Annotated in this window: 22 protein-coding genes and 1 pseudogene; 13 read left to right on the forward strand and 10 right to left on the reverse strand. The window is 61.1% G+C overall.

Going from position 1 to position 24398, the window contains the following annotated elements; translation table 11 throughout:
* Nucleotides 1-114: 114 nt before the first annotated feature.
* Entirely contained in the window at nt 115-1533 is a 1419-nt protein-coding gene (locus ACIPY9_RS22350) for a short-chain fatty acid transporter (RefSeq protein ID WP_400706669.1), read from the forward strand.
* Nucleotides 1534-1537: 4 nt separating this feature from the next.
* Here the strand turns inward: ACIPY9_RS22350 and ACIPY9_RS22355 are convergent, their stop codons facing one another.
* The 5 genes from ACIPY9_RS22355 to ACIPY9_RS22375 form a co-directional block, all read right to left on the reverse strand.
* On the reverse strand, nt 1538-2041 hold the full coding sequence (locus ACIPY9_RS22355; RefSeq protein WP_400706672.1) for a MarR family winged helix-turn-helix transcriptional regulator: 504 nt from the start codon (nt 2039-2041) through the stop codon (nt 1538-1540).
* 112 nt (nt 2042-2153) lie between these two features.
* The gene (locus tag ACIPY9_RS22360) at nt 2154-2477 is read right to left on the reverse strand and encodes an antibiotic biosynthesis monooxygenase family protein (RefSeq protein WP_400706675.1); all 324 of its coding nucleotides are present in this window, start codon (nt 2475-2477) and stop codon (nt 2154-2156) included.
* Nucleotides 2474-3181, reverse strand: coding sequence for a CTP synthase (locus ACIPY9_RS22365; RefSeq protein WP_400706678.1), 708 nt, complete (start codon nt 3179-3181; stop codon nt 2474-2476). The genes ACIPY9_RS22360 and ACIPY9_RS22365 overlap by 4 nt, the downstream gene beginning before the upstream one ends.
* 115 nt (nt 3182-3296) lie before the next feature.
* Complete coding sequence (locus ACIPY9_RS22370; RefSeq protein WP_400706680.1) at nt 3297-4229, reverse strand: 2-hydroxyacid dehydrogenase; 933 nt, start codon at nt 4227-4229, stop codon at nt 3297-3299.
* 74 nt (nt 4230-4303) lie between these two features.
* The gene (locus ACIPY9_RS22375) at nt 4304-5626 is read right to left on the reverse strand and encodes a diguanylate cyclase domain-containing protein (protein ID WP_400706682.1); all 1323 of its coding nucleotides are present in this window, start codon (nt 5624-5626) and stop codon (nt 4304-4306) included.
* A gap of 237 nt (nt 5627-5863) precedes the next feature.
* Between ACIPY9_RS22375 and ACIPY9_RS22380 the strand changes: the two genes are divergently transcribed.
* Nucleotides 5864-7003 (forward strand): glycerophosphodiester phosphodiesterase, encoded by a 1140-nt coding sequence (locus ACIPY9_RS22380; RefSeq protein ID WP_400706685.1) that lies wholly within the window; start codon nt 5864-5866, stop codon nt 7001-7003.
* Between the two features lie 45 nt (nt 7004-7048).
* Here ACIPY9_RS22380 and ACIPY9_RS22385 read toward each other — a convergent pair whose 3' ends face one another.
* Nucleotides 7049-9238: a TonB-dependent receptor gene (locus ACIPY9_RS22385; RefSeq protein WP_400706688.1), complete on the reverse strand. Its 2190-nt coding sequence runs from the start codon at nt 9236-9238 to the stop codon at nt 7049-7051.
* A 291-nt stretch (nt 9239-9529) separates the two neighbouring features.
* Here ACIPY9_RS22385 and pssA point away from each other — a divergent pair, with 291 nt between their 5' ends.
* Nucleotides 9530-10873 carry a CDP-diacylglycerol--serine O-phosphatidyltransferase gene (pssA, locus tag ACIPY9_RS22390; protein ID WP_400706691.1) on the forward strand — a complete coding sequence of 448 codons (1344 nt, stop codon included), beginning with the start codon at nt 9530-9532 and terminating at the stop codon, nt 10871-10873.
* Nucleotides 10874-10993: 120 nt separating this feature from the next.
* Here the strand turns inward: pssA and ACIPY9_RS22395 are convergent, their stop codons facing one another.
* Nucleotides 10994-11914: an aldo/keto reductase gene (locus ACIPY9_RS22395; protein WP_400706770.1), complete on the reverse strand. Its 921-nt coding sequence runs from the start codon at nt 11912-11914 to the stop codon at nt 10994-10996.
* On the opposite strand from ACIPY9_RS22395, the gene ACIPY9_RS22400 reads away from it, so the two are divergent.
* On the forward strand, nt 11811-12050 hold the full coding sequence (locus tag ACIPY9_RS22400; protein ID WP_400706779.1) for a hypothetical protein: 240 nt from the start codon (nt 11811-11813) through the stop codon (nt 12048-12050). The two genes, ACIPY9_RS22395 and ACIPY9_RS22400, sit on opposite strands and share 104 nt — an antisense overlap.
* A 30-nt stretch (nt 12051-12080) precedes the next feature.
* Here the strand turns inward: ACIPY9_RS22400 and ACIPY9_RS22405 are convergent.
* A pseudogene (locus tag ACIPY9_RS22405) lies at nt 12081-12539 on the reverse strand (DNA polymerase ligase N-terminal domain-containing protein); the annotation flags it as partial.
* Nucleotides 12540-12804: 265 nt separating this feature from the next.
* Here ACIPY9_RS22405 and ssuD point away from each other — a divergent pair.
* Nucleotides 12805-13944: an FMNH2-dependent alkanesulfonate monooxygenase gene (gene ssuD / locus ACIPY9_RS22410; RefSeq protein WP_400706694.1), complete on the forward strand. Its 1140-nt coding sequence runs from the start codon at nt 12805-12807 to the stop codon at nt 13942-13944.
* The gene (locus tag ACIPY9_RS22415) at nt 13944-15050 is read left to right on the forward strand and encodes a sigma-54 interaction domain-containing protein (protein ID WP_400706697.1); all 1107 of its coding nucleotides are present in this window, start codon (nt 13944-13946) and stop codon (nt 15048-15050) included. Before ssuD ends, ACIPY9_RS22415 begins: the two co-directional genes overlap by 1 nt.
* Nucleotides 15051-15054: 4 nt before the next feature.
* On the opposite strand, the gene ACIPY9_RS22420 is transcribed toward ACIPY9_RS22415, so the two are convergent.
* Together ACIPY9_RS22420 and ACIPY9_RS22425 are read right to left on the reverse strand one after the other, a co-directional pair.
* On the reverse strand, nt 15055-16473 hold the full coding sequence (locus ACIPY9_RS22420; RefSeq protein ID WP_400706700.1) for an FAD/NAD(P)-binding protein: 1419 nt from the start codon (nt 16471-16473) through the stop codon (nt 15055-15057).
* 39 nt (nt 16474-16512) lie between these two features.
* Entirely contained in the window at nt 16513-17079 is a 567-nt protein-coding gene (locus tag ACIPY9_RS22425; protein WP_400706703.1) for a helix-turn-helix domain-containing protein, read from the reverse strand.
* Nucleotides 17080-17186: 107 nt separating this feature from the next.
* Between ACIPY9_RS22425 and ACIPY9_RS22430 the strand changes: the two genes are divergently transcribed.
* From ACIPY9_RS22430 to ACIPY9_RS22460, 7 genes are all read left to right on the forward strand, one after another.
* On the forward strand, nt 17187-18113 hold the full coding sequence (locus ACIPY9_RS22430; RefSeq protein WP_400706706.1) for a DMT family transporter: 927 nt from the start codon (nt 17187-17189) through the stop codon (nt 18111-18113).
* 109 nt (nt 18114-18222) lie between these two features.
* A complete protein-coding gene (locus tag ACIPY9_RS22435) occupies nt 18223-21165 on the forward strand; it encodes a monovalent cation/H+ antiporter subunit A (RefSeq protein WP_400706709.1) in 2943 nt (980 codons plus the stop codon).
* Nucleotides 21165-21509 carry a Na+/H+ antiporter subunit C gene (locus ACIPY9_RS22440; protein WP_007251310.1) on the forward strand — a complete coding sequence of 115 codons (345 nt, stop codon included), beginning with the start codon at nt 21165-21167 and terminating at the stop codon, nt 21507-21509. Before ACIPY9_RS22435 ends, ACIPY9_RS22440 begins: the two co-directional genes overlap by 1 nt.
* On the forward strand, nt 21506-23191 hold the full coding sequence (locus tag ACIPY9_RS22445) for a monovalent cation/H+ antiporter subunit D (protein WP_400706713.1): 1686 nt from the start codon (nt 21506-21508) through the stop codon (nt 23189-23191). The genes ACIPY9_RS22440 and ACIPY9_RS22445 overlap by 4 nt, the downstream gene beginning before the upstream one ends.
* Nucleotides 23191-23679, forward strand: a complete 489-nt coding sequence (locus tag ACIPY9_RS22450; RefSeq protein WP_400706773.1) for a Na+/H+ antiporter subunit E — start codon at nt 23191-23193, stop codon at nt 23677-23679. Before ACIPY9_RS22445 ends, ACIPY9_RS22450 begins: the two co-directional genes overlap by 1 nt.
* Nucleotides 23676-23954 (forward strand): K+/H+ antiporter subunit F, encoded by a 279-nt coding sequence (locus tag ACIPY9_RS22455; RefSeq protein ID WP_400706715.1) that lies wholly within the window; start codon nt 23676-23678, stop codon nt 23952-23954. The genes ACIPY9_RS22450 and ACIPY9_RS22455 overlap by 4 nt, the downstream gene beginning before the upstream one ends.
* Nucleotides 23951-24328: a Na+/H+ antiporter subunit G gene (locus tag ACIPY9_RS22460; protein ID WP_400706718.1), complete on the forward strand. Its 378-nt coding sequence runs from the start codon at nt 23951-23953 to the stop codon at nt 24326-24328. Before ACIPY9_RS22455 ends, ACIPY9_RS22460 begins: the two co-directional genes overlap by 4 nt.
* Nucleotides 24329-24398 lie beyond the last annotated feature (70 nt).

Genomic DNA, 24398 nt, shown 5'->3' on the forward strand with positions numbered 1-24398 from the left:
AATCTGTGACTGTGCAGCCCCTTCCCGGATAAACCCGGTCCCACAGTGCTCGCGAAAACCCGTCAATAAATCCACACCTGCCTTTCTATAAAAATAATCAGAGGTAATCCCCACGTGGCCACTCACATCGAAGAAAGCCGCTCCGCCCGCTTTGCCCTGCGCTGCGCCGCCTGGGCCGAACGCTGGTTCCCTGACTCATGGGTATTCGCCGCCCTGGCGGTGGTCATCGTCACCCTAGCGACACTGGCCATGGGCGCCAGACCGGCTGAAACCGCCAAGGCCTTTGGCGACGGTTTCTGGAGCCTGATTCCCTTCACCATGCAAATGGCGTTCGTGGTCATCGGCGGTTATGTGGTGGCCAGCTCCCCCCCTGCCGTACGCCTGATCGACAGGCTGGCCCGCATCCCTCGCAACGGTCGCTCCGCAGTGGCCTGGGTCGCCCTGATCTCCATGCTGGCGTCGCTGCTGAACTGGGGGTTGTCGTTGGTGTTCGGCGGGTTGCTGGTACGTGCCCTCGCCCGCCGCACCGATCTGCACATGGACTATCGCGCCGCGGGTGCTGCGGCCTATCTGGGTCTGGGTGCGGTCTGGGCGCTGGGGCTGTCCTCTTCCGCCGCACAGCTGCAAGCCAACCCCGGCAGCCTGCCGCCTTCGATCCTGGCAATCACCGGCGTGATCCCCTTCACTGAAACCATCTTCCTCTGGCAGTCAGGCGTCATGCTGGCGGCACTGGTGGTCATTTCCCTGATCGTCGCCTACGCCACAGCCCCCGGCCCCAACACCGCCAGGGATGCCAAGGCGTGCGGCGTGGACCCGGCGTTCAACCTGCCGCCCTTGCCGCAACGTTCCCGCCCCGGCGAATGGCTGGAATACAGCCCGCTGCTGATCATTCTGATGGTCCTGCTGGGAGCCGGCTGGCTGTTCAACGAGTTTTCGACCAAACCGGCGATCACCGCGATTTCCGGGCTGAACACCTACAACTTCCTGTTCATCATGCTCGGTGCGCTCCTGCACTGGCGTCCGCGCAGCTTTCTGGATGCCGTGGCCCGTGCCGTGCCCACCACGACCGGCGTGCTGATCCAGTTTCCGCTCTATGGCTCGATCGCCGCCTTGCTGACCACCGTCAAGGGCGGCGATGCCCAGACACTGGCCCACCATATCTCGACCTTCTTCACCAGCATCGCCACCCATGACACCTATGCCGTGCTGATGGGCATCTACTCGGCGGTGCTGGGGTTCTTCATTCCCTCGGGTGGCGGCAAATGGATCATCGAAGCCCCTTATGTGATGCAGGTGGCCAATGAACTGCAATATCACCTTGGCTGGGCCGTGCAGATCTACAACGCCGCCGAGGCCCTGCCCAATCTGATCAACCCGTTCTACATGCTGCCGCTGCTGGGCGTGCTGGGGTTGAAGGCCCGGGACCTGATCGGCTTCTCGTTCGTGCAATTGCTGGTGCATACGCCGCTGGTGCTGATTCTGCTCTGGGCGCTCGGCACGACGCTGGCCTATACCCCGCCGATGATGCCGTGACCGGTCAAACGGTGGAGGCAGGCAGACAGTCCCCGTAGTCGGCCCCTGCCACCAGGCTCAGCAACTGACGCAACTCATGAGCCCGCTCTGTCCCCAGAGCGGTTTCATAGCAGCGCTGGGCCTGTTCCCACAGCGCCTGGGACTGAAGCAGTTTATCGACACCACTCTGGGTCAGGCGTACCCGGCGACTGCGTCTGTCGTCGGGGTCCACCTCGACCGCGACAAAGCCTTCACGCTCCAGCGGCTTGAGGTTCTGGGCAAGGGCCGAACGGTCCAGCACCAGTAAAAAGGCCAGCTCGGTCATGCTCAGGGCCTGGTTACGGGCAACCTGCATGAGGATCGAACGCTGGGTCGAGCGTAAACCGCACGGCGCCATCATTGCGTCGTACAACTGACAGATACGTCGACTCGCCCGACGCAGGCTGGTCGCGTGGCACATCACCTGGGCGGGGATCTGCAAACCTTCCGGGATACGCAGCACGGCGGGCTGGGCCGTTCTTTCGTTCATAAGAGCTCCGGTGCAGGTGCACATACGCTGTGTGGCTTGAAAAAGCGTAATGCTGGCATATCCCCGCAGGTTCAGACAGGGTCAGAGCACGGAAAGTGGCGTTTTCCTGCGTTCAATCAAATGAATAGTCCCTTTCGACCTTGCAGACTCGCGTCGTAAAGGCCCGATACCAGCTGGCCCGCCCCTGTTGACGCACGTCAGCATGCTCGGCATGGTGTTTCCATGCCTGGATGGCCTGCTCATCCGACCAGTAGGAAACGGTAATCCCCAGACCGTCTTCTCCTCGGGTCGACTCCATTCCCAGAAACCCTCGCTGCTCCCTGGCCAGCTCAACCATTCTGTGCGCGGCCTGCTCGTAATCACCGGCACCTTGTGCCGTCCGCAGGGAGGTAAAGATCACGGCGTAATAAGGCGTTGCAAAGCGAGCAGCGATCATGAGCCGCAGGCCTGGACAAAGGCTGCAACCAGCGCTGGTACTCGCCCTTCCAGGGCTGCCCGCTCAGGCTGGAACAGCGTGGCGACAAAAAAGGGATGGTCTTGTAACTCGATACACCGGACATCCCCTTCCGGCCCTCGCCCACTGGCCCTCAACGTATCGCCGAATATCGCAGCTTCCAGCTCGGGCCGCAGGCCATACCGGCATCGGTAGCGCTCTGCGATTTCATGCATTCCGTAGGCTTGCGCAATCACGGAGCCTGGGACCAGATGGATGCTGTCAGTGGTTTCGACCAGCGAACAACTCAAGGGCGTAATGATGGCGTTGAGCGCATCCGGTGATGTTTCGACATGCTCGGCATCCACCCATCCCAGGCCGTTGCGCGCATATTCGATCAAGGCATGCTGGAACCCGCCACAAGTGCCCAGAAAAGGAGTCTGCTGCTCCCGGGCCCGGCGGATGGCGGTCAATGCACCCTGCATGTCCCGATAGGGGCTGGCCGGAACACACCATATGCCGTCGAAACCGGCGAGCACGCTCCCGTCCCCGATATCCGGTGTCGGCAGCCATTGAAACCGCACCTCACAGTTTGCCGTATCGGCGGCCATGTCCAGCGCCAGCGGGATCGCTCGATGCGCCGGTACATCCGCATCGAAATCCCCCACCAGAGCGATTTGCAGTGTTTTACCCTTCCCCTCGGACATTCCCGTGCACTCCCCTCAATCCCGTGTTGGCGGGACTATAGTCGTGCACGGGCACCATCAGAATTGGCACTCAGGCAAGCATTCAATGCCAATCTGCAATATTGAAAACGACCCGTCAGGCATGGACAGGCGTCAGCACCGGCTGCCCGGAGAAGAAGGCCAGCAGGTTCTTGTTGACCATCAGCACCATGTCTTCCGAGGCTTCGGGCGACAGGCCGCCGACATGAGGGGTCAGCACCACATTGTCGAGAGTCTTGAAGACGTCCGGGACTTGCGGCTCATCGTCAAAAACGTCCAGAGCCGCGCCCGCAATCTGGTTGTGTTGCAGGGCCGCGACCAGTGCTTCGGTGTCGACGACACTGGCACGGGCGATGTTCACCAGATAGCCTTGCGGCCCCAGTGCCTCTAGAACCCGGGCATCGACCAGATGGCGGGTGCCATTGCCGCCCGGTGTCGCAATGATCAGAAAGTCCGAAGATGCCGCCAGCTCGAGCGCCGTCGCGTACCACAGGTAATCCACATCATTGCGTGCCCTGCGGTTGTGATACTGGATGGACATGCCGAATGCCTCGGCACGCCTGGCGATGGCCAGACCGACCGCTCCCAGACCGATGATCCCCAGACGCTTGCCGCCAAATGACGGGCAGGTGCGCTTGCGCCATTCGCTGCGTCGCACCGAGGCATCGGCCTGGGGAATATCCCGGACGATGGCCAGCAACAAGGCCATGGTGTGATCCGCCACGGTCGGCGCATTGACCCCGGCGCCATTGGTCACGGTAATTCCACGGGCTTCGGCGGCCGGCAGGTCGACGTTTTCATAACCGGCGCCCGAGACACAGATGATTTTCAGATTCGGCAGTGCGTCCATTTCTTCGGCAAAGAAGCCCAGGGGGCCGCGAGTCAGGATCGCGTTGATTTCCTGGCCATGAGCAGCAATGGCTTCGGCACGCAAAGCAGGCGTGGGCGCACGGATCAGGCGAAAGCCGCTGCTTTCCAGAATCGGCAAATACTCGTTAACGCTCTCGACCAGCACCAGTACCGTCGTCATGCAGCCTCCCCCACCGTCATCAAAAGACCGACAATAACGCGATTGGGCCGGCTTGTGCAGCGCCTCTTGAAGGCTCAAGCCGAGACACGCTCCTTCTTGGCCTTGTACATCGCCTCGTCCGCGTATCTGAACAGCTGCGCCAGATCAGTGGCATGATCCGGGTAGTGGGCAATGCCGATGCTGGATGAGACCGGCCAGAAATCCCCCTCCAGCACCACCGGCTCGCTGAGGGCATGGCGAATCTTGTCCGCCACAAGCGTCGCGTCGTCCAGTGAAACGATACGGTCCAGCAACACGACAAATTCGTCGCCACCGATACGGGCCACCGTGTCGGAATCGCGCACGCAGGACTTGAGTCGTCGTGCCACCTCCTGCAGAAGCACATCGCCTGCGGCATGCCCCAGGGTGTCGTTGACCTGCTTGAACTTGTCCAGATCGAGGTACAGCACCGCCAGACATTCACTGTGCCGATAAGCCCGGTCAATGGCACTTTGCAGACGGTCCTGCAAGAGCATGCGATTGGGAAGGCGCGTCAGGGGATCGTACTGCGCCATGACCTGCAAACGCTCATGAAGTTGCTTGCGCTCGATGGCCGCCGCCACCTGACTGGAGACGAATTGCAACAATTCCTGATCCTGTACCGAGTAGGCCAGACTCTGTATATCGCCCTTGACCATCAGCGCTCCGATGGTGCCGCTGGGTGAGTTGAGCGGAACGCCCAGCCAGGGCAAGCCATCGGGCGTTGTCAGGCGGGCCAGTGACTCGGGCAACGCACTCCGGTTGTGGAATCCGAACAGAAGGCCCTGCCCGGTGCGGGCAATTTCCTGAGCAACCGCCTCAACGGCGGCATCATTCTGCTCATCGACATGGTAGGCAAAGGACAGCCGTTCGTGGCTCGGGTCATACAACGACACCGAAAAGTTCCGGGCCGGCAGCAGGTCGCCAATGATGTGGTGAATGTCCCGGAACAGGCAGTGCAAGTCCTCGGTGTTGTTGGCCGCTTCGGAAATCTCGAACAGCGCCAGACGCAGCGAGTCCGCCCGCTTGAGTTCGGTAATGTCACGGGCGACAGCGATACGCAACCGGTCCACTTCCGACCAGCGTGCTGACCACATGATGTGCACCACACGCCCGCTCTTGTGCAGGTAACGATTCTCGAAATGCAGTTTGGGGTTGCCGTCCATGATGTCCCGGGCAGCCGCCAGAGTGCGGGCGCGATCTTCGGGGTGGACCAGGCAAAGCATTTGCGTGCCGATCAACTCTTGGGCGGTATAACCGAAGATCCGCTCACAGGCTGCGCTGACATAGACATAGCGTCCCTCTGTGTCTACGACGCAAATAGCGTCCATGAGCATATCGACGAAACCCACCAGAGCCCTGTACGTGTTGGTTTCCATATAAAACGCCTGGAAAGAGGGACATTCACACAGTGGACTCATTTACCGGACAGACTGGGCGGTATCTGAGGCTTCATAGTGCCTAAATACATGGCTTTCAGCCATCTTTCTGTGCTGAATACGACACTTATGTGCGACATGACCGGTCACAGGGCGACAGACGGTTTGCGGCGCCTCACGAATGCTTCATGCTGTGCCTTGTCGCAACTCATCCTGCAAACAAGGAATAAGCAGATCATGCAAGGATTTTCCAAGAAGCCCCTGGCCAGCCTGCTGGCCGCTGCAATCATGGCCGGCGCGTTACTGGCGCCGGGCCTGGCACCGGCGGCCGAAGCGCCGGGCAAGGTGATCAGTGAAAAGAACGGCCTGCCCTGGCCGGCCGTCATTGCGCATCGCGGGGCGTCGTACGATGCGCCGGAAGAAACCATCCCGGCCTACACTCTGGCACGGGACCTGGGCGCGGACTATCTGGAAATGGACATTCAGCGCACCAAGGACGGGGTACTGATTGCCCTGCATGACGACACGCTCGAACGCACGACCAATATCGCGAAGGTCTATCCCAAGCGCAGCAAGGACCCGGTCAGCAGCTTCACGCTGGCCGAGCTCAAGGAGCTGGACGCCGGCACCTGGTTCAACAAGGCCTACCCTTCACGTGCCCGTGACAGCTATGTCGGCCTGCAGATTCTGACCCTGGATGAAGTGATCGACATCGCCGAAGGCGGCACGAACAAGCCGGGGCTGTATATCGAGACCAAGGTCCCCAGCCAGTTTCCGGGCATCGAAGGCGATCTCAGGAGGGCACTGGCCAAACGTGGCTGGCTCAACCCGCGCCCGGCGGCTGCGCCTGGCAATGTGAACGTCGCCCACATGCCGGGCCGTGTGGTGTTGCAGACCTTCGACAAGTCCAGCCTGATGCTGCTGCAGAAGGAAATGCCCAAGGTTCCAAAGGTGCTGTTGCTATGGATCGGTGAAGGCTCGATAGAGCCGAAATCCAGTGTTCCCTTCAAGGATTCCGGGTTCAAGGACAAGGCCAGCTATTACGCTGCACAGGAAATCAAATCCCAGGAAGAGTTCGTGGCCTGGATCGACTGGGCCAAGGCCCATGGTGCCATCGGCACCGGCCCGTCCTCGCAGCTCACCGATGGTGGCGACCAGAGCTACATGGACCTGGTCAAACCCTGGATGAACAACCTGACCCACGATAAAGGCATGCTGGTTCACCCCTACACCGTGGATGAAGCCGTGGACTTCAAGAAAATCAGCACCGACGGTGCCGATGGCTTCTTCACCAACCGGACTCCGGAACTGCTCAAGTTCTACGGTCGGCCAGCCAGGGACAGCATCGATACGATCCTGAAACGCAGCGGGTATTGATCGATACACGGGCCGCGTCAATGAACGCGGCCCGTGCCAACACCATCAGAAATCGATGGTGCCCGACAACTTGAGGGTTCGAGGCTCGCCCTGGGTCAGGTAGCCCCCGTTGGCAGACGCCCAATAGTCCTTGTTCGCCAGGTTCTCGACATTGGCACGCAAAGTGACGTCTTTCTGTGCCACGTTGAAGGTGTAACGTGCGCCCAGGTCGAAACGGTTCCAGGTCGGAATGCTCAAGGTGTTGGCCGCATCGACATATTGACCGCCCGTACGCAACATCCGGGCGTTGAGTGCCGCCCCCTGAATACCCGGGATATCCCAGTCGACACCCGCGTTGAACTGGAAAGTCGGCACGCCGATGGCTTCGTTACCGTCATTGGTCCCCCCCTGGGTTCCGCGCAGTTCGGAGTCCATCAGGGTCAGGCCAGCCAGCAGACGCAATCCGCTGACGGGTTCACCGAACACGTTCATCTCCACACCACGGTTGCGCTGTTCGCCATCACGCACATAGCGGCTGGTCGTACCGTCCGTTACCTGATAGCCATCGGCAGGTCGCTCGATCCGGTAAACACCCAGGCTGGCGCCGAAAGTGCCCATGTCCAGTTTCACACCCGCTTCGATCTGCTTGGAGCGTGCCGGCGGAAAAACCTCGCCCGGGTTGACTGTCACCGTGCTCGGCGCAGTTGGACCTTGTGCCAGACCTTCGATGCGGTTGGCATAGAAGGACACATAGCGCCAAGGCTTGAAGACCAGACCATAAACCGGCGTAGTGATCGACTCATCGTAGACCGAGGTACGGGTCCCGGTGCCGTAGGCGTAGCCCTGCACACGCAGTTCCTGACGACGCAGGCCAGCCGTCAGCAACAGACGATCGTCGAAGAAGCCCAGCGTGTCGGAGAAGGCCGCGCTGCGTATCCGGTTCTTGCCAGTGATGCCCGGATCACTCAGGTCGCCACCGGGAGTACCGTCCAGCGCAGGGCGGGTCGAGGAAGCCTGATTGTAGAGATTGCCGCTGACACTGCCGCTGCTAAACACATAGGCGCTGCGTTGTTCTGCCCAGATGCCGGCCAGGCCGAAATTGAGCTTGTGACTGACCGGACCGGTCTGAAGCTTGCCATTGATCCCGGCCATGACCGTTGTGTTGTCTTCATCATGAGGAATGAAAGAAGGCGACACCGTAGTGGTACCCGCTGCATCCGTGATCGTGGGCGAGCCATAGACGCCCACTTCGCGGGTGTGTTTGGCACCGGCCGCGGCATAGAGCGTCCAGTCTTCATTGAGGTCATATTCGGCACGGGTCATGCCGAAAGTGTCCTCGGTTTCGGTGTAGGTCCAGCTTGGCGCGTAGTTGGTATCGGCATCCGGAGCATGGGGAACGCTGGTCAGACCGCTGCCGACAAATACGGTGTTGCGACTGCGGTTGACCCGTTGTTTCTGGTAGGCGAAGTCACCCGAAATACGGAAATCGTCACCCCGGTAATCCAGCCCGAGGGAGAACAGCTTGCTGCGATGTTCTTCGTCCTCAACACCGGTTTCGCCTTCGCGCTGAGCCAGATTCAGACGCGCACCAAAGCGGTTGTCTTCCCCGAAACGCTGACCGATATCCAGATGCTGACCGATTCGGCCATCGGAACTGATATCCGTGGTAAAGCGCCGGGTCGGAGTATCCTGTGCCCGCTTGGGTTGCAGGTTGACCCCTCCTCCGATGCCCGAGCCTGAAGGCGTCACGCCATTGATAAAGGCATTAGGGCCCTTGAACACTTCCACCCGCTCCAGTGCATCCGTGGAAATGATCTGCCTGGGCAGGACGCCATACAGGCCATTGTAGGAAATGTCATCACTGTTCAACGGCAAGCCACGGATCACAAAAATCTGCGAGGCATTGGCATACCCTGACGACTGACGTACCGACGCATCATTAAGCAATACGTCGCCGATATCTTCCGCCTGCTGGTCTTCAATCAACTGTTCGGTGTAGCTGGTCATGCTGAACGGCACATCCATGATGTCCGCATTGCCCAGCACGCCAAGCTGACCGCCCCTGGCGACCTGGCCGCCGGCATAAGCGGGAGGCAGAGCATCGGGATCGGCCTTCTCCGCATTGATGGCGGTTTCGCCCAGCACGACGGTGTCATCCTGCGTTGAGGTGGCCGTATCGGCAGCCCATACGGGAATGCTCAAGGAGCAAGCCAGTGCCAGCAAAGTAAGGCGATAGGGAAACGGAGTCGCGTTCATTGAAGTGTCCTGCAGACAAGAGAAATGAAGTCAGTGCCTCCCTCATGGATGTGACCGACCATAATATGCCGAATGAAATACTATCAGACGCATTTAGCAATGATTATCAATTAATTGTACAAAACCCGACAAAGTTCCATCTTTACGACGAAATGCCATCACGGAGGAGAGTGTCGCGAACAGCAAGCAGCGAAATGACAGGGCTGGACAGACACTGAAAGACTTCACCGGCGACCTTGTGTCGACTCTCGTGTAAGCTCGTGCGCTGTTGGTTACCCCATCGAGAGGCTTATGCAGTCCAACTTCCGACGCTCGACTCTGGCAACACTGCGTGGTTTCGCTCTTTCGGGCGATGCGCTGACCATTGTTCCTTCTGCCGCTGACTATCGGCGTTGTCTGCTGGAAATGATCGCTTCTGCCACCCGGCGCATCTACATCATCGCCCTGTACCTGCAACAGGACGAAGCCGGTCAGGAAATTCTCGACGCCCTGTATGCCGCCAAGGCTGCGCGTCCCGAGCTGGACGTCGTGGTGCTGGTGGACTGGTTTCGCGCCCAGAGAGGGCTGATCGGAGCCGGTCGCCAGGCGGGAAACTCGGCCTGGTATCAGGCGCAGAATCTGGAATACGAGCACGAAGTGCCGATCCATGGCGTGCCGGTACAGACTCGCGAGCTGTTCGGCGTGCTGCACCTCAAGGGCAGCGTGATCGACGACTGTGTGATCTACAGCGGCGCCAGCATCAATAACGTCTATCTGCACAAGCTCGACAAGTACCGTCTGGACCGTTATCACCTGATCCGGAACGCGCCGCTGGCGGATGCGTTCACAGGCATGGTGCAACGTGAAATCCTGCCCTCTGCGGCCGTACACCGCCTGGACCTGCAATCACCGCCCTCCTCCCGCAGCCTGCGCGGCGAGATCCGGGCCTTTCGCAGCCACCTCAAACGTTCAGCCTATGACACCTCGTCCGGTGACAGGGAAAACGGCGAGCTGCGTATTGTCCCGTTGCTGGGCGTCGGCCCGCGCAACCCGCTCAACCGCACCATTTGCGAGTTGATCGCCGCCAGCAAGACGCAACTGACGATCTGCACCCCCTATTTCAACCTGCCGATGGCTGTGAAACGGGAAATCAATCGCGCCCTCAAGCGCGGTGTGACCGTCGACATCATCATCGGCGACAAGACCGCCAACGACTTCTTCATTCCTCCCGAAGAGCCGTTCAAGGTCATCTCGGCACTGCCCTACCTGTATGAAATCAGCCTGCGTCGCTTCGCCCAGAAGCACAGGAAGGCCATCGCCCAGCAGCGCCTGAACCTTCACCTGTGGAAGCACGGCGACAACACCTTCCACCTCAAGGGGGTCTGGGTCGATGAGCGCTATACCTTGCTGACCGGCAATAACCTGAACCCGCGCGCCTTCAACCTGGACCTGGAAAACGGCCTGCTGATCGATGACCCCAAGGCTCAATGGAGTGCACCGCGACAGGCCGAAATCGAGCAGTTGATGCGCAATACCCGAAGGGTCGGCCAGTACGATGAACTGGACACCCTGGCCGACTACCCCGAAGGCGTCAGCAAGTTTCTGCGCCGGGTCAGCCGGGTCAAGGTCGAACGGTTGCTGTATCGGATATTGTGAGACGGGTACGACTGTAGGAGCCAATTCATTCGCGAGACGTCATTGAAGCCTATAGGGTTTCTTCAGCTTCACGGGCCTTTCGCGAATGAATTCGCTCCTACAGTTTGTTGCGCGACAGGCTTACCCTGCCAAGGCAATCAACTGCTGACGCTGTGCATCGGTCAGCATCGGGCCGAATCCCGCGCCGGCGTTTTCCGCCATGTAGCGTGGGTTGCCAGTCCCCGGAATCACACAGGTCACTGCCGGGTTGGCCAGCAGAAACTTGAGCGCCAGCTGCGGCCAGCTGTTCACTTCTACCTGCGAGGTCCAGGCGGGCAAAGGTTTGTCCTTGAGCCGTGAAAGCAGGCCGCCACCGCCGAAGGGCCGGTTGCAGATCACCGCCACACCACGCTCCCGGCACAGCGGCAGCAGTCGCTTCTCGGCGTCCCGATCATCCAACGCATAATTGATCTGCAGAAAATCCAGCGGCTCGGCCTTGAGCACCGCCTCGACATCGTCATAAGCGGATGACGTGTAATGGCTGATGCCGATGTAACGAATGCGGCCCTGCTCCTTCCACTCCCGCAGGGTCGGCAGGTGCGCTTTCCAGTCCACCAGATTATGGATCTGCATCAGGTCGATGCGCTCGGTCTGCAACAGTCTGAAGGACTCCTCCATCTGTGCAATGCCCTCCTTGCGCCCGCGGGTCCAGACCTTGGTCGCCAGAAAGGCAGGCGAACGCGGCTCATGAATGGACAGCAACTCACCGGTGGTCTGCTCGGCCCGCCCATACATGGGGGAACTGTCGATGACACTGCCACCCGCCTCGAACAAGGCATCGAGCACCGCCCGCAACTGTTTGTATGCCGGGCTTGAGGTCGCCACATCAAAACCGCGATAGGTGCCCAACCCGACCACGGGCAAGGGTTCATTGCTGGAAGGAATGGCTCGGGTCAGCATGGTCCTGCCTCCGTGCGTCAGTTTCGGGGGGAGTGCCGAGGGCGATGTGGGTGAAAGAATCGTCGGCGGCCTTTCGTTCCCCGCCGCGCTGTCGAAGGCCAGGGCCGCCGTGACCCCGGCCGCCAGGGTGAGCAGTTTTCGACGTGTCAAACCGATGGATGAGGTCATGAAGTTCTCCTCGTCATCCGGCAAGCCCGGGCCATGGTCCGGCATGCTGGCCCGTGTCCTTGCCGGTTAAACCCCAAAGCCTAGTCGATGCTCGTCAGCCCGCATGACTGATGACACTGTGCGGCTGCTCCCGAAGGATGTCGTACTCGGCAGCAGGGCGGGCATGGGCATCCCGGCTCTTGATCAACAGCCATTGTTGCTGATCGCCACGGCCCTTGAGACGGGTACGCAACAAGGTCCAGCCGCCCGTCAGTTTCTCCCCCTGCAATGAGAATTCGAGCCTGCCCTGCCGAAACGCTTCATGGGGATCGCTGTGAGGTAGCCAGACGCCACGGTCCCAGACGATCACATCTCCGGCCCCATACTGCCCCTCGGGAATACGACCTTCAAACCCGGCGTAGTCCAGCGAGTGATCCGCCACTTCAATAGCCAGCCGTTTTTGCGCAGGGTCCAGGCTTGGCCCCCTGGGCACCGCCCAGCTCTTGAGCACACCGTCGAGTTCCAGCCGGAAATCGTAATGCAGGGTGCGGGCAGCGTGTTTCTGGATGACGAAGTTCAAGGTCTGATTCTCTTGGCATACGCCATGGTCTCCGTAAAAAACGACAGGCCCGGGAAAGCAAAGTTTCGACATCGGGACAAACGCACTCAGACGGCTTCAGCCCTTATATTCAATTCAGATATAAAAATATGGATTTACGTTCTTTTACGGAATAAATCAGAGTCTTTATAAAGTCCTGCACCCGAGCACTGTTCGTCAGCTGTCTGCAAGGCAACAGTTGGCGCTGTCAGTTTTCAACACTGCCTGATCTTTCCAAGGACTTGTCATGAACGTTTTCTGGTTTCTTCCGACCCACGGCGATGGTCATTTTCTGGGTACGACCAAGGGTGCCCGTCCAGTCACGCTCAATTACCTGAAGCAAGTGGCGCAGGCAGCCGACGATCTGGGTTATCACGGTGTGTTGATCCCGACCGGTCGCTCCTGCGAAGACTCCTGGGTCATCGCATCGGCACTGGTGCCGCTGACCGAACGCCTGAAGTTTCTGGTGGCCATTCGTCCGGGCATCATTTCTCCGACCGTGTCGGCGCGTATGGCCGCCACGCTGGACCGTCTCTCCGGCGGCCGTCTGCTGATCAACGTGGTCACCGGTGGCGACCCGGACGAGAACCGTGGCGATGGCAGCTTCCTGGACCACAGCGAGCGTTATGAAGTCAGCGACGAGTTCCTGCAGATCTGGCGTCGTGTGCTGCAAGGCGAGGCCGTGGATTTCGAGGGCAAGCATCTGCGTGTGCAGAACGCCAAGGCGCTGTATCCGCCGATCCAGAAACCCTACCCGCCGCTGTATTTTGGTGGTTCTTCCGACGCCGCCCACGATCTGGCCGCCGAGCAGGTGGATGTCTACCTGACCTGGGGCGAACCACCGGCCGCCGTGGCCCAGAAGCTGGCCGATGTCCGCGAGCGTGCAGCGCGCAAGGGTCGTACCGTGAAGTTCGGGATTCGCCTGCATGTGATCGTACGCGAAACCAGCGAAGAAGCCTGGCAGGCCGCCAACACCTTGATCGAGCATATCAGCGACGAAACCATCGCCACAGCCCAGAAGTCCTTCGCCCGCTTCGACTCCGAAGGCCAGCGTCGCATGGCAGCCCTGCATGACGGGCGTCGCGACAACCTGGAAATCGCGCCCAACCTGTGGGCCGGTGTCGGTCTGGTGCGTGGCGGTGCCGGTACTGCACTGGTGGGCAATCCGCAGGAAGTGGCGGCCCGCATCAAGGAGTACGCAGACCTGGGCATCGAGAGCTTCATTTTCTCCGGCTACCCCCACCTGGAAGAAGCCTATCGCTTCGCCGAACTGGTCTTCCCGTTGCTGCCCGAACCTTATGCCAGCCTGGCCGGTCGCGGCATTACCAACCTCACTGGCCCGTTTGGCGAAATGATTGCCAACGATCTGCCACCGCAGGCCAAGTGATGGCCGTGCAACTGCTGACCTTGCCGCCATCACCGGCACTGGCGACCTCGATCCGGGCGACCGCCCAGGTGTTCGAGGACCCGAAATCCAGGGATCTGCTCGCCCATGTGCAGCAGGTCGCCCCCAGCGATGCCAGTGTGCTGGTCGTTGGGGAAACCGGCACTGGCAAGGAACTGGTTGCACGTCACATCCACGCACTCAGTACCCGCCGCGACAAACCCTTCGTGGCGGTCAACTGCGGGGCTCTCTCCGAATCCCTGATCGAGGCCGAACTGTTCGGCCACGAGAAAGGTGCCTTTACCGGTGCCCTCACAGCCAGGGCCGGATGGTTCGAGGAAGCCAATGGCGGCACGCTGTTTCTGGATGAAATCGGCGACCTGTCCATGCCGTTGCAGGTCAAGCTGCTGCGGGTACTGCAAGAGCGGGAGATTGTGCGGCTCGGATCACGCAAGAGCACGCCCGTCGACGTGCGGGTACTGGCCGCCACCAATGTCCATCTGGAAAAGGCCATCAATGCCGGGTATTTCCGTGAGGATCTGTATTACCGGCTGAATGTGGTCACGCTGGACTTGAGCCCGCTGCGAGAACGAACGGGCGATATCCTGCCTCTGGCGCGGCATTTCATCGAGGTCTACAGCCAGCGTTTGCAGCATGGTCCGATCCAGATCAGCCCCGAGGCCGAACTCAAGCTCAAGAGCTACACCTGGCCGGGCAATATTCGCGAGCTGGAAAACGTCATCCACCACACCTTGCTGGTTTGCCGTAACGGCATCATTCAGCACGAAGACCTGCGCCTGTCGAACCTGAAGATCGAGCGTCAGGTGGAAGCGCCGAAAGGTGGCGAGTCGGCCGAAGAGCTGCTGGAGCATGCCTTTCAAAAGCTGTTCGAGGAGCAGGCCGGAGCCCTGCATGAAAAGGTCGAGGATGCACTGTTCAGGGCGGCCTATCGCTTCTGCCACCACAATCAGGTGCACACTGCCAACCTGCTCGGGCTGACCCGCAATGTCACCCGCGCCCACTTGATCAGGATAGGCGCGCTGGCCGTCAACAAGCGTCGGCCTGGCGAAAGCCTGCAAGGCGACAGGATGCTGCACCTGTCGGTCTAGGCATTCAAAACAAGGTCGACAATCGCAGGGCCAGAGCCTTGGCCTGACTCGCCACGTCCGTGACTGACGTACTTTCCCACCACAAGCCTCGCAATGGCGGCCCCATGGCAAACAGACGCGACGAGCAGTGCCCGTGAGCATCCTGCACGGCACCGCCGGTGTCGGCGGCAATCCCCAGCGCCAATGGCCCCGGCCGGATCAGGCCCCGTGCCAGCAATTGCCTTGGCAAGGCCCGGTCGACCCGGCGCCAGTCATATTCGATGCCCGTGGAATTGATCAAGGCATCGCCCGGCACCAGCGATGAGTGACTCTGGCCCCGGTGCCGGATCTGAATCTGGACCTGCCCCGAAGCCAGGGGTTGTACACCTTGCAGGGACGCTGCCTGGATGGTCAGACGCCCTTCCTGCACCAGATCAGCCAGCAACGCGGCACTCGGCGGTGGCGAGCGGTGATGATGGCTTTCCCACCAGGGCCGCACATGCCTGACGAACTGCCGCCGCTGACGGTCGGATGCCTGACTCCACAGCCGACCGATATTGGCCCGCACCGTGTCCAGCGGTGCCTGCCAGTCAATACCGCTCTCGATCGCCAGCTCACACTGCTCGCGCACTTTGCGAACCAGCTGGCGGGTGCTGCGAATACTGTGATCCTGCTCGAGAAAATCCGCCCACTCCGGCGGCTGGCGACGCACATGAGGCAGCAGACCATGGCGGGAAAACACCCGGATCGGCCCTCGGTGCCCGGCTTGCTGCAAGGACACCACCGCATCGACCATGGTCAGGCCTGAACCGATGATCAACACCGTGGAGCGAGGATCGAGACGACGCATGACCTCGACATCCCACGGGTCGAGCGCCGCTGCATTGAGGCCGTTGGAATGATGCTGCGGGGTGCGGGAAGCCGCGAACATGCCTGTGGCCAGGACTGCCAGACGGCTCTGCAACTCACGCCCGTCGGACAGGGTGGCCGTTACGCCTGAATCGCCGGTCGACAGATCGACCACTTCGGCCCGGACATGCTCGACGCTGGAGCCGTGAACCTCTCCGACAGCCTGAGCCTCCCGCAACCGTTGTTGCACATAGAGCCCGAAAATACCGCGCGGCGGAAACAGTCCGGACACCGGGGCCGATTGTTCCTGCGACTCGGGCCAGCCACCCTCGGCCAGATAATCGGTCAGCCACTGGGTCAAGTCATCGGTGTTGTCCGGATCGACACTCATGCGCGCAGCGTTGCCATTGAGGGTATGCCCCGGCTCGGTCGCGCTGTAGGCCTCTCCCCTGCCCAGTTCGGACCGGGGCTCAACGATCAGGATCCGCCGCATGCCGGGCAGACGCAGCAACTGGACGGCCAGCATGCTGCCACTCAGGCCACCGCCGATAATCAGCACATCGGCTGCGTCAGGCCGGATCTTGTCGTCGAACATCGCATATCGCCTCGGGCTGGTGGTTATGAAAATCCTTGTCTACAGCACCACATTGCGTACAAAACGCAAGGTAACGTCACCTTCATTACGATAACTGTGCGGCTGGTTGCTGGGGAACATGAAAAATTCACCCGGACCGACCAGACGCGGCGGCTCATCTCCGGCAAAGGCGACGGTCAGTTCCCCCTCCACAACGTAGACCTGCTCGCTCCAGCCTTCGGGATCGGCCTCGGACGCGTAGACATCACCCGGCTCAAGGCTGAACTCCCACAGTTCGACTTCACGTCTGGCAAGCGCCTTGGCCAGCAGCACCGCCTTGCTGCCGGGCATGCCAGCCCAGGCCAGTTCGTTGATGCGGCTGTGATCGGCCAGTTCAGGGGCCTGGATCAGGTCACTGAAAGCGACCTCCAGTGCCTCGGCCACCCGGTCCAGGGTCGCGAGGCTGACATTCTTCTCGCCAGCCTCGATCGCCACCAGCATGCGGCGGCTGACGCCGGACTTTTCCGCTAGCGCCGTCTGGCTCAGGCCTGCCGAGTTGCGCAAGCGCCGGACGTTTTGGCTGACATGTTGCAGCACTGGCGCACGCTGGGCATTTTCTTTGTGCATGATATTGCTCACTCGAACCCTTTGCGCATTATACTGCCCACCTTTGGCGACGCATTGTGTGGCGTGCGCCCCTTGCATGCAAGGCTTTAAACAGCCCGGAAACCCTCATGACTTCCATTCGCCGGATGCCCCGCGTCAGTAAAGCAGAAGCGATCCTGATCCTGATCACTGTCCTGTGGGGCGGCACATTCCTGCTGGTCCAGCACGCACTGACCGTCAGCGGCCCGATGTTCTTCGTAGGGCTGCGCTTTGCGGCGGCGGCCGCCATCGTCACGCTGTTCTCCATGAACATCATGCGCGACCTGACCCTGCTCGAATTCAAGGCCGGTGTGTTCATCGGCACCTCGATCATGCTCGGCTACGGCTTGCAGACCATCGGCCTGCAAACCATTCCCAGCAGCCAGTCGGCGTTCATCACCGCCTTGTATGTCCCCTGCGTGCCATTGCTGCAATGGCTGGTGCTGGGCCGTCGTCCCGGCCTGATGCCCAGCCTGGGCATTGCCCTGGCCTTCACCGGACTCATCTTGCTGTCCGGTCCCGAAGGTGCATCGTTGCAGTTCAGTCCGGGCGAGATCGCGACCATCATCAGCGCCGTGGCGATTTCGGCCGAAATCATTCTGATCAGTGCCTACGCCGGCAAGGTCAACGTGCGCCGGGTCACGGTGGTCCAGCTGGCAACGGCCTCGTTCCTGGCTTTCCTGATGATCGTCCCCACCGGCGAAAGCCTGCCGGGCTTCTCCTGGCTGTTGGTGGGCAGCGCCGTGGGACTGGGCGCAATGAGCGCCGTGATCCAGGTCGCCATGAACTGGGCACAGAAAAGCGTCTCACCCACTCGTGCAACCGTGATCTATGCCGGTGAACCGGTGTGGGCCGGGATTGCCGGACGGCTGGCGGGCGAACGCTTGCCGGGCATTGCCCTGTTGGGAGCGGCGCTGATTGTGGTCGGCGTGATCGTCAGCGAGATCAAGACACGCACCCGATCAGAGATCAAAGCTCAGGATTCGGAAGAGGACGTCCTGCAAAAAATGGACTGAGCCAGAGGCTTCGCGGACATTTTTTGTAGGAAATTTCAGCGACCATGCGTTTGGTAATGCGACGTCTGGCACGTATGATGCTTGACATTTCCCCGCAGATTAGAAGCCTATGTCCCTGATAGTTCTACTGCTTCTGCCTTTCATCGGCAGCTGTCTGGCGGCATTGTTGCCCCACAATGCACGTAACGCTGAATCCCTGCTCGCAGGCATGATCGCCCTGATCGGTGCCGTGCAGGTTGCGTTGTGGTTCCCGCAGATCGCCCACGGCGGCGTGATTCGCGAAGAGTATTCCTGGCTGCCCAGCCTGGGGCTGAACTTCGTCCTGCGCATGGACGGCTTTGCCTGGATGTTTTCGATGATGGTCCTGGGCATCGGCACGCTGGTGTCGCTGTACGCCCGCTATTACATGTCGCCGGACGATCCGGTCCCGCGTTTTTTTGCATTCTTCCTGGCCTTCATGGGGGCCATGCTCGGGCTGGTGATCTCCGGCAACCTGATTCAGATCGTCTTTTTCTGGGAACTGACCAGCCTGTTCTCATTCTTACTGATCGGCTACTGGCACCACCGCTCCGATGCCCGCCGGGGTGCCTATATGGCGCTGATGGTCACGGGCGCAGGCGGACTGGCGTTGCTGGTCGGCGTCCTGCTGCTGGGCCATGTGGTGGGCAGCTATGACCTGGACCGTGTACTGGCCTCGGGCGAAGCCATCCGCTCACACGCCCTGTATCCCGTGCTGCTGACCCTGATCCTGATCGGCGCGCTGAGCAAAAGCGCACAGTTTCCGTTTCAGTTCTGGCTGCCCCATGCCATGGCAGCGCCCACACCGGTTTCGGCCTATCTGCACTCGGCCACCATGGTCAAGGCCGGGGTCTTTCTGTTGGCCCGCCTGTGGCCGGCCCTGTCCGGCACCGAGCAATGGTTCTGGATCGTCAGCGGTGCCGGGGCCTGCACCCTGATACTCGGTGCCTATTCCGCCATTTTCCAGAATGACCTCAAGGGCCTGCTGGCGTACTCGACCATCAGTCACCTGGGGCTGATTACCCTGCTGCTGGGCCTGAACAGCCCGCTGGCGGCTGTCGCGGCGGTGTTCCATATCCTCAACCACGCCACGTTCAAGGCCTCATTGTTCATGGCCGCCGGGATCATCGACCATGAAAGCGGCACCCGCGACATCCGGCGCCTGAGCGGGCTGGTCAGGCTGATCCCTTACACCGCGACCCTGGCGATGGTGGCCAGTGCGTCCATGGCCGGGGTGCCGTTGCTCAACGGCTTCCTGTCCAAGGAAATGTTCTTCGCCGAGACGGTGTTCATTTCTGCCACGGCCTGGGTGGAGCTGGCACTGCCCATCATCGCCACACTCGCCGGTGCCTTCAGCGTGGCCTATTCGCTGCGTTTTACCGTGGATGTCTTTTTCGGCCCGACGGCCAAGGACCTGCCCCTGCTGCCCCATGAACCGCCGCGCTGGATGCGGGCACCGGTGGAACTGCTGGTCATGACCTGCCTGGTGGTCGGCGTGTTCCCCGCGCAATCGGTCGCGCCCCTGCTGGCCGCCGCGGCCCAGCCGGTGGTGGGGGGCACCTTGCCCGAATACAGCCTTGCGATCTGGCATGGCTGGAACACCCCGATGGTCATGAGCCTGGTTGCACTGGCCGGGGGTACGCTCTTGTACCTGCTGCTGCGCAAGTCGTTACGGCAGGAGCGTTTTGTCGGTCCACCGCTGGTGTCGCGACTGAACGGCAAGCACCTGTTCGATCGCTGTCTGGTGGTGCTCATGCACTGGGCTCGCCGCTTTGAACGGCAGGTCAGCACCCGTCGCTTGCAACCGCAGTTATTCCTGCTGGTCCTGGCAGCCGCCCTGCTGGGTTTCATTCCGATGTATTTCAGCGGCCTGACCTGGGGCGACCGGCCGAAGATTCCAGGTTCGGGCGTGTTCGTCACCCTGTGGCTGATTGCGATTGCCTGCGCCCTTGGGGCCGCCTGGCAAGGCAAGTATCACCGCCTGGCCGCGCTGATCATGGTCAGCGTGTGCGGCCTGATGACCTGTATCACCTTTGTCTGGTTCTCGGCTCCGGATCTGGCGCTGACCCAGCTGGTGGTGGAAGTGGTGACCACCGTGCTGATCCTGCTGGGGCTGCGCTGGCTGCCGCGACGCAACGAGGATGTCGCCCCGCTGGAAAGCACCCGTTTCAGTGCCCGCACCCGCCGCATTCGTGACTTGTCGCTGTCCGTCCTGGTCGGCGCGGGCATGGCCTTGCTGTCCTATGCCATGCTGACCCGCCAGACACCCAACGCGATTTCCTCGTTCTACCTGAGCCGGGCCTTGCCCGAGGGCGGCGGAACCAACGTGGTCAACGTGATGCTGGTGGACTTCCGGGGCTTCGATACGTTCGGCGAGATCACGGTCCTGGCCGCGGTGGCCCTGACGGTATTCGCCCTGCTGCGACGCTTCCGTCCGCCCAAGGAAAGTATCGCCCTGCCCGCCCAGCAGCGCCTGCTGGCAAGCGATGTGGTCACCGACCTGATCAACCCGCGCAGCGCGAGCGACACTGCCCTGGGCTTCATGATGGTGCCTGCAGTGCTGGTGCGCCTGCTGTTGCCTGTCGCCTTCGTGGTGTCGATGTACCTGTTCATGCGCGGCCACAACCAGCCGGGAGGCGGATTCGTCGCCGGGCTGGTGATGTCGGTGGCGTTCATCCTGCAATACATGGTGGCCGGCACTCAGTGGGTCGAAGCCCAGATGAGCCTGCGCCCCTTGCGCTGGATGGGCACGGGCCTGCTGTGTGCAATCGCCACGGGCCTGGGGTCCATCGCCCTGGGCTACCCGTTCATGACCACCCATACCGCCCATCTGCAATTGCCGATACTGGGGGACATTCATATCGCCAGCGCCCTGTTCTTTGATGTAGGTGTCTATGCCGTGGTCGTGGGCTCGACCCTGTTGATCCTCACCGCACTGGCTCACCAGGCGGTACGTAGCCATCGCCCGACGTCGTTGCCCAAACCGATTGCCACTCCGGCTGCCGACCCCGCGATCCCACAAGGAGCCGTCTGATGGAAGAAGTCATTGCCGTTGCCATCGGTGTACTCGCCGCCTCCGGTGTCTGGTTGATCCTGCGCCCCCGGACCTTTCAGGTCGTGATGGGGCTGTGCCTGCTGTCTTATGGCGTGAACCTGTTCATCTTCAGCATGGGCAGCCTGTTCATCGGCAAGGAGCCCATCATCAAGGACGGCATCCCTCAGGACCTGCTCAATTACACCGACCCCCTGCCCCAGGCCCTGGTGCTGACTGCCATCGTGATCAGCTTCGCCATGACCGCGTTGTTCCTGGTCGTCCTGCTGGCATCCCGAGGGCTGACCGGCACGGACCATGTCGATGGCCGGGAGCCCAAGGCATGAGCTGGATGAACCAACTGATCGTCGCGCCGATCCTGCTGCCTCTCGTGACCGCCGGGCTGATGCTCTGGCTGGGCGAGAGACACCGGCCACTCAAGGGGCGTATCAACCTGCTGTCCAGCATGCTGGGGCTCGGAATTTCCATCACCCTGCTCATGTGGGTGCAGCAGAACGGCCACTCAGGCTCCATCGGTGTCTACTTGCCGGGCAACTGGGAAGTGCCGTTCGGCATCGTGTTGGTGGTGGATCACCTGTCGGCGTTGATGCTGGTGCTGACCGGCATCATTGCCGTGTGTGCGCTGCTGTTCGCCCTGGCGCGCTGGGATCGGGCCGGAGCCAGCTTCCATGCCCTGTTCCAGATTCAGTTGATGGGACTGTACGGCGCCTTTCTGACGGCCGACCTGTTCAACCTGTTCGTGTTCTTCGAGGTTCTGCTGGCAGCTTCCTATGGCTTGATGCTGCATGGCTCCGGACGCGCCCGGGTCACGGCAGGCCTGCATTACATCTCGATCAACCTCCTGGCCTCCTCGCTGTTCCTGATTGGGGCCGCGCTGATCTATGGCGTAACAGGCACCCTGAACCTGGCCGATCTGGCGATCAAGATTCCGCAGGTCTCGGAGGCCGACCTGGGCCTGCTGCATGCCGGCGCTGCGATTCTGGCCACAGCGTTCCTGACCAAAGCCGGCATGTGGCCGCTGAACTTCTGGCTGGTGCCAGCCTATTCCGCCGCCAGCGCCCCGGTTGCCGCCATGTTCGCCATCATGACCAAGGTCGGCATCTACACCCTGCTGCGCCTCTGGACCCTGCTGTTTTCCGAACAGGCCGGACCCTCAGCCTTCTTCGGCGGCGACTGGCTGATCTATGGCGGCATGGCAACCATCGTTACCGCTGCCGTCGCCATCATCGCGGCCCAGCGACTGGAGCGCATGGCCAGCCTGAGTATCCTGGTGTCCGCTGGCATCCTGCTGTCGGCCATCGGTTTCGCCCAGCCGAGCCTGACGGCTGGCGCTCTGTTCTATCTGGTCAGCTCGACCCTGGCCTTGAGTGCCCTGTTCCTGCTGGGCGAGCTGATCGAGCGCTCACGCTCGGCCAACGAGATCCCTCTGGAAGAAGATGCGGATCAGTTGCCACGCAATATGGAATCGCTCAATCCGCCACCGGGCACCAACCTGGACGATGAACAGAAAGCCGTGGTCGGTCAGGTCATCCCCATGACCATGGCCTTTCTGGGCCTGAGTTTCATTGCCTGTGCGCTGCTGGTGATCGGCATGCCTCCGCTTTCGGGGTTCATTGGCAAACTGACCCTGCTCAGCGCCCTGCTCAATCCACTGGGACTGGATGTGGCCAATGACGCCACGATTTCTACCCAGGGCTGGATATTGATCGCCCTGCTGATCTTCTCCGGCGTGGCTTCGCTGATCGGCTTTTCCCGTCTCGGCACACAACGCTTCTGGACGCCGCTGGAAAGCCCTTCACCCTTGCTGCGTCGCAATGAATGCCTGCCCATCATCATTCTGCTGGGCCTGTGCATTGCCCTGACGATCAAGGCCGAGCCGCTGCTGCGTTACACCCAGGACACCGCAGCGGCCTTGCATCACCCCACGCAATACGTGCAATCGGTCATGGCGACACGCCCGGTACCGGGACCGACCAGCACACATGCCGTCTCGCAGGTGGAGCCATGATGAAATACTTCTTGCCCGCCCCGTGGCTTTCCCTGGCACTCTGGGCGTTGTGGCTGATGCTGAACCTCTCGGTAAGCCCGGGCACTGTGTTGCTGGGTGCCCTGTTCGGCTTTCTGGCTCCTCTGCTCATGGCACCCTTGCGGCCAATGCCCGTGCGCATCCGCAAACCGGGCACCATTCTCCGGTACGTTCTGCTGGTGGGCCGGGATACGCTGGTTTCCAATCTTCAGGTGTTCTGGTCGATCTGGAACCTCAAGCGTCGCCCGCCCCGCTCGGCGTTCGTCAAGGTACCGCTGGACCTGCGCGATCCCAACGGGCTGGCGGCACTGGCCATCGTCACGACGGTCGTGCCCGGCACCGTCTGGTCGGAGCTGGCGCTGGATCGCAGCCTGTTGCTGATGCATGTGTTCGACCTGGAAGACGAAGCGCAATTCATCGAGCATTTCAAGACCACCTATGAGCGCCCCTTGATGGAGATTTTCCAATGAGTGCCCTGCTCGACAATGCCATCCTGCTCAGCCTGTTCATCTTTTCTTTGGCGATGGTGTTCACGCTGATACGCCTGTTCAAGGGACCATCAGCCCAGGATCGCGTACTGGCGCTGGATTACCTGTACACCATCGGCATGCTGATGATGCTGGTGCTGGGCATTCGCTACATCAGCGACACCTATTTCGAGGCCGCCCTGCTGATCGCCCTGTTCGGCTTCGTCGGCTCCTTTGCCCTGGCCAAATTCCTGCTGCGCGGTGAGGTGATCGAATGACTGCATTGCAAGCCATCCCCTTCTGGGTTCAGGTCCTCACTTCGCTACTGCTGGTTGCCAGCAGCCTGCTCGCCTTGACGGGGGCTCTGGGCATTCTGTGCCTGAAGGACTTCTTTCAACGCATGCATCCACCGGCCCTGGCTTCCACCCTGGGGACCTGGTGCGTCGCACTGGCGTCGATCATCTACTTCTCGGCCCTGAAATCCGGGCCTGTGGCCCATGCCTGGCTGATTCCCATTCTGCTGGCCATCACCGTACCGGTCACCACCCTGCTGCTGGCCCGTACCGGACTGTTCCGCAAGCGCATGGCGGGTGAAGATGTGCCGCCGGAAGTCAGCAGCAGACGGCGGGAAGGCGAGTCAGCGGGGAGCTGACGGTCGCGGGTATCTTCGCGGGCGGCCCTGCTCGCGAAGACAAGGGTTCAGAGACTCGTTCCCTTCAGGC

It is taken from the genome of Pseudomonas sp. NPDC089734, from assembly GCF_044748865.1.
Taxonomy (GTDB): domain Bacteria; phylum Pseudomonadota; class Gammaproteobacteria; order Pseudomonadales; family Pseudomonadaceae; genus Aquipseudomonas.